The following is a 12,803-nucleotide window of genomic DNA, read 5'->3' on the forward strand; positions in this document are numbered from 1 at the left end:
CACTGCCACCGGTTCGCCCGGGCGGAAGGTGCGAGATCGCGGGTCAGTGGAGGCGGCGGCGGAGCGCGCGTTCGGAGTGCGCGGCGTGGCGGACGCGGGTGCCGGCGTAGCGGACGCCGCCGAACAGGACCCGCCGGCCGACCGCCAGCCAGGCGCAGACGCCCCGCTCCAGCAGCCACAGCGGCGCCGCCAGGGCGGTGGCCGGCGGGAAGACAGCCGCGCCGCCGGCCCGCCGCCGGCCCACCTCGGCCAGCCCCACGGTGGTCGCCGCCGCGCCGAGTAGCAGGCCCGGTCGCCGGGCCAGGGTCGCCGCCGCCAGCGCCGGCAGGACCGCGAGCGAGGTGAGCAGCCGCGCCGGCTGGGCCAGGTCGTCGTACGCCTGGCGGACCCGCTGCCCACGGAAGTGCGCGGTGCCCGGCGGCAGCCGGCGGACGTACAGCCCGGCCGGGGCGGCCTCGGTGCCCCCGTACGCGCGCACCGTGCGGATCAGCTCCAGGTTCTCGAAGAGCACGTCCGGGTCGTAGCCGCCCATGCCGAGGAAGGTGCTCCGGCGTACGGCGAGGGTGCCCGGGTAGTCCGCGCCGAGCGCCCGGTTCAGCAGCGTCCGCCCGGTGTCCCAGTACGCGTGCCAGGGCAGCGGGTCGAAGTAGTTCTGCGGGCGGACCAGATCCACCCGGTGCAGCAGCCGGTGCACCGCGCGCAGCCCGGCCTCGTCGTAGCGGACGTCGTCGTCGGCGATCACCACGTGCTCGTGCCGGGCCGTCCGGACGCCGGTGAGCACCCCGACGACCTTGCCGTTGACGCCGCGCAGCGCCGGATCCGGGGGCACGTGCCGGAGCAGCCCGCGCCAGGTGTGCGCGTGCCGGGCGAAGACCTCCGGGGCGGACCCGTCCACCACGGTCACCTCGACCCGGGTGGCCAGCCAGCGCAGGTAGTCGGTCAGCTCGGCCAGGCCGGCGTCGTCGGCCCAGCGCAGCGGCAGCACGTACGACACCGGGAGCCAGCGCGGCCGGTCGCCGGCGGACCGGGCGCGGCCGGGCGTGGCGCGGTCGACGGCGCCGCCGGTGGCGGCCGACCCGGTCGGTCCGGTCGATCCGGTCGGTCCGGTCGATCCGGTCGGTCCGGTCGACCCGGTCGGTCCGGTCGATCCGTTCGCCGTGGGCGAGGCGACCGGGCGGGCGGGGTCGTCGCCGGTGGCCCCGCCGGCCGGGCGGGTCGGGGCGCTCACGCCGCCTCCGGCCGCCGCCAGACCGAGACGTGCTCCCGGCTGTCGTCGGTGAACGGTTCGGCGGCCCAGCCCGCCCAGCGGTGTTCCCGGACCATCCCGGCCAGCTCGGCCATCAGGTCCAGCTCGGCCGGCCAGGCGTAGCGGTGGTTGGCCGGCAGCAGCCGTACGCCGCCGTCGGTGAGCCGGATCTTCGTGGTGGTCATCCGCTGCTCGGCCGGGTGCAGCACGGCCGCCTCCAGCAGCACCTCGTCCTCGGCGACCCGCACCGGGCGCAGCGCGGACCCGGCCCGGAACGCGCCCGGGTCGGGCATCCACGCCTCGACCACGAACCGGCCGCCGGGGCGCAGGTGGGCGGCGGCGTTGCGGAAGCAGGCCACCTGCGCGGCCTGGTCCGGCAGCGCGAAGACGGTGTTGAAGGCCAGCACGACCAGGGCGTACTCGCCGGGCACCCGGGTCTGCGCGAAGTCGCCGAGAGCGACCTCGATCCGGTCGCCGCCCGGTTTGGCCCGCAGCCCGGCCACCATCTCCGGTGACCCCTCGATGCCGGCGACGGTCAGGCCCCGCGCCAGCAGCGGCAGCGCCAGCCGCCCGGTGCCGATGCCGAACTCGCAGACCGGGCCGCCGTCCGCCAGCGCCGCCAGCCGCTCCACCGCCTCGGCCGGGTCCAGGTGGGCGTACGTGTCGTCGTAGACGGCGGCGACGTGCCGGCCGTAGGCGCTGGCGTCGAAGGGCAACGGGGCCTCCCGGGCGAGGTGTCGTGCCCGCAGCAGGTGCCCGGATATCTCCGGATCAAACCGGTCTGTCGTTTCGGCGGGCCGGTGCCGGGTAGCGCACCGGGCACGGGCGGTCCAACCCCGAGGCGCCCGTGGAGGAGACGTGATGACCAGCAACGGAACGAGGTGGGCGCTGCTCGGCGCCGGGGCGTTGACCGCGGTCGGCGCGGGCCGGGCGCTGGCCCGGCGCCGCCGTCGCCACCAGCCGGAGCGGCAGGACGGCTGGTACGTGGTGCGGCGCGGGGTCACCGTGGACCGGCCGATGGAGGCGGTGATCGGCTTCTGGACCGACCGGGAGCGGCTGGACCGCGCGCTGGCGGAGTGGGCGACACTGGAGCAGCTGGCCGAGAACCGCTGGCGGTGCGTGGCCCGTGACCCGGCCGGCGGCGGCACCGAGTGGTGCGCCGAGATCCGCGTCGCCGGCCCGGGACGGCTGACCTGGCAGGTGACCGACGGGCCCGCGCAGCACGGCACGGTCGAGCTGGTGCCCGCGCCGCAGGACCGGGGCACCGAGATCCGGGCCGAGCTGCGCTACCGCTCCGGGCCGGTGCGCCGGGCGCTCGGCCTGGCCGCGAGCGACGAGCCGGACCTGGCCCTGCGGGACACCCTGCGCCGGGTGAAGTCACTCATCGAGGCCGGGCAGGTGATCGACACCCGGCGGGACCCGTCCGGCCGTGGCCCGGCTCAGGAGCAGGCGACCGACAAGGTGCGCGAGAAGCTCACGACGGGAGGCCGGGCGTGAAAGCGCTGTGCTGGGAGGGAGTCGGCAGGCTCGCGGTGCGCGACGTGCCCGAGCCACGGATCCGCGCCGAGGGCGACATCGTCGTCAAGGTCCGGGCCAGCAGCGTCTGCGGCTCGGACCTGCACCTGATCAACGGCTACCTGCCGGCGATGCGCGAAGGGGACGTCCTCGGCCACGAGTTCATGGGCGAGGTGGTGGAGACCGGGCCGGGAGTGCGGCGGCTGAAGGTCGGCGACCGGGTGGTGGTCGGCTCGGTGGTGGCCTGCGGCGGCTGCTGGTACTGCCGGACCGAGCAGTACTCGCTCTGCGACAACTCCAACCCGCAGCCGGTCTTCGCCGAGAAGCTCTGGGGGCACTCGACGGCCGGCATCCTCGGCTACTCGCACGCCGCCGGCGGTTACACCGGCTCGCACGCCGAGTACGTCCGGGTGCCCTTCGGTGACGTCGGGGCGTTCACGGTTCCCGACGGGGTGCCGGACGACTCGGTGGTGTTCGCCTCCGACGCGATGCCCACCGGCTGGATGGCGGCCGACTTCTGCGGGCTGACCGGTGGCGAGGTGGTCGCGGTCTGGGGCGCCGGCGGGGTGGGGCAGATGGCCGCCCGGGCCGCCCAACTGCTCGGCGCCGGGCGGGTGATCGTCATCGACCGGCTGCCGGAGCGGTTGGCCACCGCGGCCGACCGGCTCGGCGTGGAGACGGTCAACTACGCGGAGACCGACGTGCTGGAGGCGCTGCGCGAGCTGACCGCCGGACGGGGACCGGACGCCTGCATCGAGGCGGTCGGCATGGAGAGCCACGACGTCGGCCCGGCGTACGCGTACGACAAGGCCAAGCAGACCGCACGGCTGCAGTCCGACCGGCCCACCTCGGTCCGCCAGGCGATCATGGCCTGCCGCAAGGGTGGCACGGTGAGCATCGTCGGCGTCTACGGCGGCCTGGTCGACAAGTTCCCGCTCGGCGCGGCGATGAACAAGGCGCTGGTGCTGCGGATGGGGCAGATGCACGCCCAGCGCTACATCCCGATGCTGCTGGACCGGCTCGCCGCCGGCGAGATCGACCCCGGCTACCTCGCCACCCACCCGATGTCGCTGGAGCAGGGCGTCCGCGGCTACGAGGTGTTCGAGAAGAAGCAGGAGGGCTGCCTGCGTACCGTGCTGCATCCGGCCTGACCGGCGCCGCGACCGACCCGCCGAGGGCCGCCCCCGCCGGGGCGGCCCGTCGCGCTCGGGCGCTCGTCAGGCGGTGCGCCGCACATTGGTGATCAGGAAGCCGCTGGGCGGCAGCGCCGGTATCCGGCGCAGGCTCACCGCCAGGTTCTGCGGCGGTACGTCGTAGCGCATAGCGGTGGTCAGGTTGGTCACCGCCCGCTTCATCAGCTCGATGGTGATCCACTCGCCGGCGCAGCGGTGCCCGGTCAGGTGCTCGCCGCCGCCCTGCGGGATCAGCCCGAACGGGTCGGCCCGCCAGTTCGCGAAGCGCTCCGGGCGGAACTGCTCCGGCTGGGGCCAGAGGGTGTGGTCGTGGTTGGTGCCGTACAGGTCCAGCACCACCCGCCGTCCGCGCGGGAAGTGGTAGCCCTGCCAGTCGAAGGAGCGCCGGACCCGGGCCGCCGCCATCGGGAAGAACGGGTAGTAGCGGCGGACCTCCTGCACGAAGCACTCGGTGGCCTCGTCGCTCTCCCCGGCCCGCTGCCGCCAGGCCGGATGGTCGTGCAGGGCCAGCGCGGCGAAGACGACGAAGCGGTCCACGGCCACCGTCGGCCGGAGCACGTTGAGCAGTTCCACCGCGGCGATCCGCCGGGGCAGCGGCCGTCCCCACTCGTCGCGGTGGTCGGCGATCACCCGGAGCGCGCTGCCCTCCGGGGCGGGCAGCGTGCCGACCCGGGCCCGCTCGACGAGGTCACCCGCCCAGTGCTCGCCGCGGCGGCGGCCCAGCAGACCGCGCCAGTGCCGGGGGCCGAGCGCGGCCGGCCCGTCGATCATCGCGTGCAGCTCGTCGGTACGCCGGAGCACCTCGGTGCCGGCCAGCGGCACCCCGGCCCAGGCGCAGACCGTCCGGGTGAGCATCCGGCCCAGCTCGTCGTAGAGCACGACCGGCCCGGACCTCTCCCAGACCGGGATCCGGGCCCGCCACTCGTCGTCGAAGAGCTGGCCGATCTGCCGGACCGCGGTCGGCGTCATGATCGACATCAGCATCGCCTTGCGGTCCCGGTGCGCCGCGCCGTCGAGCCCCTGCACCCCGCCGCGCCCGGTGAGCGTCCGCTGGGCCCGCAGCGGCATGGCGCCGGCGCGGACGAAGCGCTCGTTGTCGTAGAAGAGCACCGCCGCCGACCGGCCGCGCAGGCAGATGGTGCGTTCCAGCAGCAGCCGGGTCTGGAAGATGTCGGTGCCGTACCGGTCGCACCGGGCGCCGACGAACCGGTAGCCGTCGCGCAGGAAGGCGAGGGTGCTGTCCGGGCTGCGGTCTGCCGGGATGGACGGCATCGGGCCTCCTGACTGGGGTGGCGGGCGGCCCGCCGATCTGCTCGACCGCGTTGCTTCTACCCAGGTCAGGGACGCTGAATCCCGAGCCGGCCGGGCCCGCGAAGGGCGTCGGATCCCGGAGCCGGCCGGGATCGGCGGGGGCGGTGGACTCCGGGGCCGGCCGGGCCGGCGGCGCGGCGACGCGGGGGAGGGGCCAGCCAACCGCCCGGCGGCTGGCCCCTCCCAGGAGCGCCCGGATCTGGTTGGCTCGGTTGAGCGGCGCCGGGCGCCGCGGCGCGGGCCGTCCGGCAGCGCGGCACGTCGCCGGGAGACCGGCGGGCCACCGGTACGGGTGGCCCGCCGGCACGCCCGGCGACACCGCGCCGGGTGGGCCGGCGCGGATCGTCGACCACGGGGAGGGCCCATGCGGGACAACACGTCGCCGTACTGGCGGCAGCGGCGTACGGTCGAGCGGCTCGACGGGGGACCGGACGCCGATGCGGCCGCGCTGCTCGCGCCGTCCCGGCGGGCCGCCCGGCCGGTCCGGTTCTACACCGTGCACCTCGGCTTCACGGCAGCCGGCCCGGCCGAGGCGGGCGAGCTGGCGGTCGGCTACGCCGAGGCGTTGAGCCTGCTCCGGCCCGAGCTGGCGCTCGGCGCGGCGGCGCTGTCGCCCGCCGATGCCTGGCACCGGGCCGAGCGGCTGTTCTGCGGGGCGGTCGGCCCGGACGGCGAGCGCTGCGCCGACGTGGCCGGGCATCCCGGCTTCCACCACGCGCCGGGCCCGGGCGGGCTCGGCTGGGGCGACGGGTGAGCCCTCGGTCCGGTCAGTCCAGGTCGAACTCGCCGTCCTGGGCGCCGGCCACGAACGCGTCCCACTCGGCCTGGGTGAAGACCAGCACCGGTCCGTCCGGCTCGGCCGAGTTGCGCATGCCGATCAGGTCGTCGACGAAGGCGACCTCGACGGCGCTCTCGGAGGTGTCGCCCTCGGCCCGCTGCCAGACCGCCCGGGACAGGTCGAAGTCACCCTTGGGGTGCGAAGCCATGGTTCAGTCCTCCAGTGCCACGGGTCACGGGGGAGACACGTGCGGTTCCCCATCCGGCAGGATAAGCGGATGCCCAGCCTGACCCGTGTAGAGGCGACCGCGCGTGGCGCGGCGATCACCGTCGAGTCCTACCAGGTGGACCTCGACTTCACCGGCGGCGCGGAGCAGTTCCGCTCGCACGTCACCATCCGCTTCCGGTCGACCACCGGCGCCGCCACCTTCGCCGAGGTCAAGCCCGCGAAACTGCTGGCCGTACGCCTCAACGACCGTGACCTGGACCCGGCCACGCTGGACGACAACCGGCTGCCGCTGACCGGGCTGGCCGAGGCCAACACGCTGACCGTGGAGGCCGAGATGGCCTACACCAACACCGGCGAGGGGATCCACCGCTTCGTCGACCCGGCCGACGGCGAGACCTACCTCTATGCGATGTCCTTCCTGGACGACGTGCAGCGCATCTTCGCCGCCTTCGACCAGCCCGACCTGAAGGCCCCGGTCACCCTCGCGGTGACCGCCCCGGAGCACTGGACGGTCGCGGCCAACGGCGCGCTCGCCGCCACCCCGCGCCCCGGCCGCTGGGAGTTCGCCCCGACCGCCCCGCTGGCCACGTACTTCGTCTCGCTCGTCGCCGGGCCCTGGCACGTGCGCCGTGACGAGCACGACGGCATCCCGCTCGGCGTCTACTGCCGCCGCTCGCTCGCCGAGCACCTGGACGCCGACGCGGACGAGATCTTCACCGTCACCAAGCAGTGCCTGGACCGGTTCCACCAGCTCTTCGACGAGCGCTACCCGTTCGGCAAGTACGACCAGGCGTTCGTGCCGGAGTTCAACGCCGGCGCGATGGAGAACCCGGGCCTGGTCACCTTCCGGGACGACTACGTCTTCCGGTCCGCGGTCACCGACAGCCAGCGCGAGCTGCGCGCCACCACCATCGCGCACGAGATGGCGCACATGTGGTTCGGTGACCTGGTCACCATGCGCTGGTGGGACGACCTGTGGCTGAACGAGTCGTTCGCGGAGTACCTGGGCACCCGGGTCACCGCCGAGGCGACCCGCTTCGACCAGGCGTGGACCACCTTCGCGATGCGCCGCAAGGCCTGGGGCTACGCCGCCGACCAGCGCCCCTCCACCCACCCCGTGGCACCGGAGGAGGTGACCGACGCGGCGCAGGGGCTGCTCAACTTCGACGGCATCTCGTACGCCAAGGGCGCCAGCGTGCTGCGACAACTGGTGGCCTGGCTCGGCGACGACGCCTTCCTCGCCGGGCTGAACGCGCACTTCGCGAAGCACCGGTTCGGCAACGCCACCCTGGCCGACCTGCTCGGCAGCCTCTCCGCCGCGAGCGGGCGCGACCTGGCCGACTGGGCCGAACGCTGGCTGCGCCGGGCCCAGGTCAACACGCTGCGCGCCGAGGTCGCCGTGGACGCCGACGGCCGCTACCGCGAGGTGGCAGTGGTGCAGACCGCCCCGCAGACGCACCCGGTGCTGCGCCCGCACCGGATCGGCGTGGGCCGCTACTCCGCCGACGGCACTGTCGACCGGAGCGAGGTGGATCTCGACCCGGACGCCGACGGCGGCCGGACGGTGCTCGCCGAGCTGACCGGCCAGCCGGCGGCCCGGCTGCTGCTGCCCAACGACGGCGACCTGACCTTCGCCAAGGTCCGCCTCGACCCGGCCTCGGCCGACGCCGTGCCGCTGGTGCTGCCCGGCCTGGCCGACCCGCTGGCCCGGGCGCTGCTCTGGCGCGAGGCGCTGGACGCCGCGATCGACGGGGAGCGGCCGGTCGCCGGCCTGGTCGAGCTGATCGCCGCCGCGCTGCCCGCCGAGACCGAGGTGATCGTCGCCGAGGACGTGCTCACGCTGAGCCGCTCGCTGATCGACCGCTACCTGGATCCGGCGGCCCGCACGGCCGCGCTGGCCCGGGTCGCCGGCGCCTGCCGGCAACTGCTCGACGGCGCCCCCGCCGGGCAGTCGTTGCAGCTGGCCGCGGCCCGCGCCTGGATCGCCGCCACCACCGACGCCGACCTGCTCACCGGCTGGCTGGCCGGCCGCGGCGTACCGGCCGGGCTGGCCGTCGACGCGGAACTGCGCTGGGCGGTGCTCTACCGGCTGGTGGTGCTCGGCGCGGCCGGCGAGTCGGAGATCGCCGCCGAGGCGGCCGCCGACCCGAGCGCCGCGGGCGCCGAGCGGGCCGCCCGGTGCCGGGGCGCGCTGCCCGACCCGGCGGCGAAGCGGGCCGCGTGGGAGATCGTGGTGTCCAACGCCGAGCTGTCCAACCGGCTGGTCGAGGCGACCGCGGAGGGCTTCTGGCAGCCCGAGCAGGCCGAGTTGACGGCCGGGTACGTCGAGCGGTACTTCGCCGACATGCCGGCCGCGGCGCGGCTGCGTACGCCCTGGACGGCGGACCGGGTGGCCAGCCTGGCCTTCCCCCGCTACGCCGTGGCGCAGCCGACCCGGGAGGCGGCCGCGGCGCTGCTGGCCCGCGACGACCTCACCCCGGGCTTGCGCCGGGTGGTCACCGACGCCGACGACGACCTGCGCCGGGCCCTGGTCGCCCGCACCGCCGTCGCCGCCGCCACCGCCTGATCCGGGCCGGGGACGGCGGCGCGGTCCCCGGCCGGCCAGAGTGGATGGTTCGTCGGGAGTCGTGGGTGGCACACCGAGCCCGGTGTGCCACCCACGGGCCGGTCAGCGCCGCGCCGGCTCGGCCGCCACCGGGGCGTCCCAGTCGATGACGTAGCGCTGTTCGGGGCCGACCGTCTTCTCCGGGTTCATCGCGGTCTTCACCAGCAACGGCATCAGCAGCGGCATCAGCGCGCGGGCCACCGGTCCCGGCGCCTTGGCCTGGTTGATCCGGGCGGCCCGGGCGGCGATCCGTTCCACCCGGGCCCGTCGCAGCCGCTCGAAGGTGGCGAACGCCGACTCGACGTCGGGCAGGTCGCGCAGGCAACGGGCGAGCTGCACGGCGCTCTCGATGGCGAGCGACGCGCCCTGTCCCGAACTGTTCGAGGGCGCGTGCGCCGAGTCGCCGACCAGCACCATCCGGCCCCGGTGCCAGTGCGGCACCGGCGGCATGATGTGCAGCGCGCCCACCACCTGCAGGCCGGCCGGGTCGCTGGTGCGCAGCAGGTCGCGGCCCGGGTCGTCGTCGGCGTACGCGGACCGTAGCGTGTGCAGCCACTCCTGCGATGCGACCGCGCGGGCCTCGACCAGGCTCATCGGCCGCTGCCCCGGCAGGTTGACCCCCCAGCGGGTGCCGCCGCCCGGCTCCGGCCAGTAGAGGTAGTAGCCGCGCCGGCCGAAGGCGAAGGTCATCGTGCCTGGTTCGACGTCCACCTCGTGCCGGGCGACCGCCTCGAAGCCGAGCAGCCCGGTGAACCGCGGGCCGGGCGCCGCCGGGTCGATGAGGGTGCGCACGGTCGACCGGACGCCGTCGGCGCCGACCAGCACGTCGGCGGTGGCGGTGCTGCCGTCGTCGAAGGTCGCGGTGACCCCGGCGGCGGTTTCCCGGGCCTCGACCAGGCGCTTTCCGTGCTCGATCGGCACGCCCTCGGCGCGGGCCCGGTCGTGCAGCACCCGGTGCAGTTCGTTGCGGTGCACCACCCGCAGCGGCGGTACGTCGGCCAGGCCGGGCAGGTCGATGCGCTTGCGGCCGACGGCCATCACCGTCCGGTGGATCGGGGTGGCGATGGCGGTCACCGCGTCGGCCGCGTCGACGGTACGCAGGGCGGCGACGCCGTTCGGGGCGAGCGCCAGGGTGCCGCCGATGCCGTCGGCGGTGCTCGGGTACGCCTCGTGGACGGTGGCGGCGATGCCGGCGCGGCGCAGCGCCAGCGCGGTCACCGGGCCGGCGATGCCGCCGCCGATGACGAGGGCTGTCCTCACTCGGGTCATGGGTCCTCTCCAGGGGTTCGATGGCGTGCGAAACCGCCTGGGTGGGAGCCCGGTTATCCTCTGGTTGCCGCTTCGGGCCGGGCACCTTCCCAGGTGTGGTTCGAGGTAAGGGCCCCGGTGCGGTGTTGGCGCACCGCGCCGGGGCCGCCGGTCACTCGGTGCGGCGACTCCTCTCCGCGACGTCGGTCAGCTCGGCCGGCAGCTCACCGGTCTCGTGGAAGGCCCGCCACTGGTCGAGCCCCGGGAAGTCACCCGAGGCGAAGGCGGCCAGCAGGTCGCGGACCCAGGCCGCCTCCGCCTCCTGGACCGCCAGGTCGTACTCGGACTCGACCAGGAACAGTCGGGGCACCTGCCGCAGGTGCTCGGCGAGCGCGGCGCGGTTGGCCCGGATCAGCTCGTCGAGCAGTTCCAGCCGCCGCCGCAGCAGCGCCGTCGCCTCGTCGGGGTGCAGCGCGGCGAGCACAGAGAGGCCGGCCCGGAACCGGGACTGCTCCGCCTCCGGCGTGGAGACCAGCTCCCGTGCCCAGTCGACCAGCTCGGCCCGGCCGGCGTCGGTGATCCGGTAGACCGTGCGCTCGGGGCGCCGGCCGGCTCGCACGCTCTCCACCTCGGCGATCAGCCCGTGCCGGTCGAGGTTCCGGATGACCGTGTAGAACGACCCCCACTTGATCTCCATGTCCTGGTCCTTGCCCCAGGCCCGCAGCGCGGTGGCGATCTCGTACGGGTGCATGGGCCGCTGGACGAGGGCGGAGAGCACGGCCAACGCCAGCAGGTTGCCCACCTTGCGTCGCTTGGGCACGGCCACCTCCTCGCCCATGCTCGTCCACGATTACTCGCAGACGAGTATAAGCGTGGCCGGGCCGGCTGCGCGACCCCTCGCCCGGCATAGGATCACGGGGTGGAGGAAGACATCCGGCGGATCGGGATCATGGGTGGCACCTTCGACCCCATCCACCACGGGCACCTCGTGGCGGCCAGCGAGGTGGCCGACCGGTTCGGGCTGGACGAAGTGGTCTTCGTACCCACCGGCCAGCCCTGGCAGAAGGCGGACGAGCCGGTCAGCCCGGCCGAGGACCGCTACCTGATGACGGTGATCGCCACCGCCTCCAACCCCCGCTTCCAGGTCAGCCGGGTCGACATCGACCGCGGCGGCCCCACCTACACCGTCGACACGCTGCGCGACCTGCACGCCGAGTACGGCCCGAAGGTGCAGCTCTACTTCATCACCGGCGCCGACGCGCTGGCCAAGATCCTCAGCTGGAAGGATCTCGACGAGATCTTCGAGCTGGCCCACTTCATCGGGGTGACCCGGCCCGGCTTCGAACTCTCCGACGCGCACCTGCCGGCCGACACGGTCAGCCTGATCCAGGTGCCCGCGATGGCCATCTCGTCGACCGACTGCCGGGCGCGGGTCGCCCGCGGCGAGCCGGTCTGGTACCTGGTACCCGACGGTGTGGTGCAGTACATCGCCAAACGGCGCCTCTATCAGCAGTGATTTCGCCCGGTACCGACCAGATCGGGCGGGTAATCGACCAGAACTGACAAGTCGGGATTCGGTCGCGTGTGAGACGCTTGGAGGATCGCACGGTTGATCGAAGGAGAACGGTGACAGTTTCCGAACGCGCTCACGAGCTGGCGATCGCCGCCGCGCAGGCCGCCGCCGACAAGAAGGCGCAGGACATCGTCATCATCGACGTGGGCGACCAGCTCGCCATCACCGACGCGTTCCTGCTCGCCGCGGCCCCCAACGAGCGCCAGGTGCTGGCCATCGTCGACGCCATCGAGGAGCGACTGCTCCAGCTGCCCGAGAAGGCCAAGCCGGTGCGCCGCGAGGGCGAGCGCGGCGGTCGCTGGGTGCTGCTCGACTACGTCGACATCGTGGTGCACGTCCAGCACACCGAGGAGCGCGAGTTCTACGCCCTCGACCGGCTCTGGAAGGACTGCCCGACCATCCCGTTCGTCGACCGGGACCTGGTCGACGCCGAGTCCGGCAGCGCCACCGCGGAATGACCCGCCTGATCATCTGGCGGCACGGCAACACCGACTGGAACGCCGCCGGCCGGGTCCAGGGGCAGACCGACGTACCCCTCAACGACCTCGGCCGCGAGCAGGCCCGGGCCGCCGCCCCGCTGCTCGCCGGGCTGCGCCCGGACGCCATCGTCGCCAGCGACCTGCGCCGCGCGGCGGACACCGCCGCCGCGCTGGCCGCGGTCACCGGGCTGCCGGTACGCACCGACGCCCGGCTGCGCGAGCGGCACTTCGGGCAGTGGCAGGGCCTCGAACTGACCGAAGCGGCCCGTCGCTACCCGAGCGAGTACGCCCGCTGGCGGGCCGGCGACCCCGATCCGGGTGCCGGCATCGAGACCCTCGACGACCTGGGCAAGCGGATCGGCGCGGCCCTGCAGGACGCCGCCGACGCGGTGGCCGGCGGGACCGTCGTGGTCGCCACCCACGGCGGCGGGGCCCGGCAGGGCTGCGGCCAGCTGCTCGGCTGGGACCACCAGGTGCTGCGCACCATCGGGTCGCTGCAGAACTGCCACTGGACCGAGCTGCGCCACGACGAGGTGCGGGGCTGGCACCTGCGCGCCCACAACGTCGGGCTGATCAGCGCGGCGGCCCCGGCCGAGTCGGTCTGAGCCACACGGCCCTCGGCGTACC

The 12,803-nt window shown here is 74.8% G+C and carries 13 protein-coding genes; 7 read left to right on the plus strand and 6 right to left on the minus strand.

Features of this window, described 5'->3' with window-relative positions; genetic code table 11:
* Positions 1-43 precede the first annotated feature (43 nt).
* A complete protein-coding gene (locus GA0070609_RS34765) occupies positions 44-1,228 on the minus strand; it encodes a glycosyltransferase (RefSeq protein WP_269459270.1) in 1,185 nt (394 codons plus the stop codon).
* The gene (locus GA0070609_RS03085; protein WP_231928514.1) at positions 1,225-1,962 is read right to left on the minus strand and encodes a class I SAM-dependent DNA methyltransferase; all 738 of its coding nucleotides are present in this window, start codon (positions 1,960-1,962) and stop codon (positions 1,225-1,227) included. The genes GA0070609_RS34765 and GA0070609_RS03085 overlap by 4 nt, the downstream gene beginning before the upstream one ends.
* Positions 1,963-2,107: 145 nt before the next feature.
* Between GA0070609_RS03085 and GA0070609_RS03090 the strand changes: the two genes are divergently transcribed.
* A complete protein-coding gene (locus GA0070609_RS03090; RefSeq protein WP_088992391.1) occupies positions 2,108-2,743 on the plus strand; it encodes an SRPBCC family protein in 636 nt (211 codons plus the stop codon).
* A complete protein-coding gene (locus GA0070609_RS03095; protein WP_088992392.1) occupies positions 2,740-3,912 on the plus strand; it encodes a zinc-dependent alcohol dehydrogenase in 1,173 nt (390 codons plus the stop codon). The genes GA0070609_RS03090 and GA0070609_RS03095 overlap by 4 nt, the downstream gene beginning before the upstream one ends.
* A gap of 66 nt (positions 3,913-3,978) precedes the next feature.
* On the opposite strand, the gene GA0070609_RS03100 is transcribed toward GA0070609_RS03095, so the two are convergent.
* Positions 3,979-5,226, minus strand: coding sequence for a cytochrome P450 (locus GA0070609_RS03100; protein WP_088992393.1), 1,248 nt, complete (start codon positions 5,224-5,226; stop codon positions 3,979-3,981).
* 403 nt (positions 5,227-5,629) lie between these two features.
* Between GA0070609_RS03100 and GA0070609_RS03105 the strand changes: the two genes are divergently transcribed.
* Positions 5,630-6,019 carry a hypothetical protein gene (locus GA0070609_RS03105; protein ID WP_088992394.1) on the plus strand — a complete coding sequence of 130 codons (390 nt, stop codon included), beginning with the start codon at positions 5,630-5,632 and terminating at the stop codon, positions 6,017-6,019.
* 13 nt (positions 6,020-6,032) lie between these two features.
* Here the strand turns inward: GA0070609_RS03105 and GA0070609_RS03110 are convergent, their stop codons facing one another.
* Entirely contained in the window at positions 6,033-6,251 is a 219-nt protein-coding gene (locus GA0070609_RS03110) for a DUF397 domain-containing protein (protein ID WP_088992395.1), read from the minus strand.
* A 69-nt stretch (positions 6,252-6,320) separates the two neighbouring features.
* Between GA0070609_RS03110 and pepN the strand changes: the two genes are divergently transcribed.
* Entirely contained in the window at positions 6,321-8,837 is a 2,517-nt protein-coding gene (pepN, locus tag GA0070609_RS03115) for an aminopeptidase N (RefSeq protein ID WP_088992396.1), read from the plus strand.
* Positions 8,838-8,939: 102 nt separating this feature from the next.
* Here pepN and GA0070609_RS03120 read toward each other — a convergent pair whose 3' ends face one another.
* Both GA0070609_RS03120 and GA0070609_RS03125 read right to left on the minus strand, forming a co-directional pair.
* On the minus strand, positions 8,940-10,145 hold the full coding sequence (locus tag GA0070609_RS03120; protein ID WP_088992397.1) for an FAD-dependent oxidoreductase: 1,206 nt from the start codon (positions 10,143-10,145) through the stop codon (positions 8,940-8,942).
* A gap of 151 nt (positions 10,146-10,296) precedes the next feature.
* A complete protein-coding gene (locus tag GA0070609_RS03125; RefSeq protein WP_088997455.1) occupies positions 10,297-10,944 on the minus strand; it encodes a PadR family transcriptional regulator in 648 nt (215 codons plus the stop codon).
* A gap of 99 nt (positions 10,945-11,043) precedes the next feature.
* Between GA0070609_RS03125 and nadD the strand changes: the two genes are divergently transcribed.
* The 3 genes from nadD to GA0070609_RS03140 all read left to right on the plus strand — a co-directional run bounded on the left by nadD (position 11,044) and on the right by GA0070609_RS03140 (position 12,781).
* Positions 11,044-11,640 (plus strand): nicotinate-nucleotide adenylyltransferase, encoded by a 597-nt coding sequence (gene nadD, locus GA0070609_RS03130; RefSeq protein WP_088992398.1) that lies wholly within the window; start codon positions 11,044-11,046, stop codon positions 11,638-11,640.
* A gap of 110 nt (positions 11,641-11,750) precedes the next feature.
* Entirely contained in the window at positions 11,751-12,155 is a 405-nt protein-coding gene (rsfS, locus tag GA0070609_RS03135; RefSeq protein WP_088992399.1) for a ribosome silencing factor, read from the plus strand.
* A complete protein-coding gene (locus GA0070609_RS03140; protein ID WP_088992400.1) occupies positions 12,152-12,781 on the plus strand; it encodes a histidine phosphatase family protein in 630 nt (209 codons plus the stop codon). The genes rsfS and GA0070609_RS03140 overlap by 4 nt, the downstream gene beginning before the upstream one ends.
* Positions 12,782-12,803 lie beyond the last annotated feature (22 nt).

The sequence above is a fragment of the Micromonospora echinaurantiaca genome, assembly GCF_900090235.1.
Classification (GTDB): domain Bacteria; phylum Actinomycetota; class Actinomycetes; order Mycobacteriales; family Micromonosporaceae; genus Micromonospora; species Micromonospora echinaurantiaca.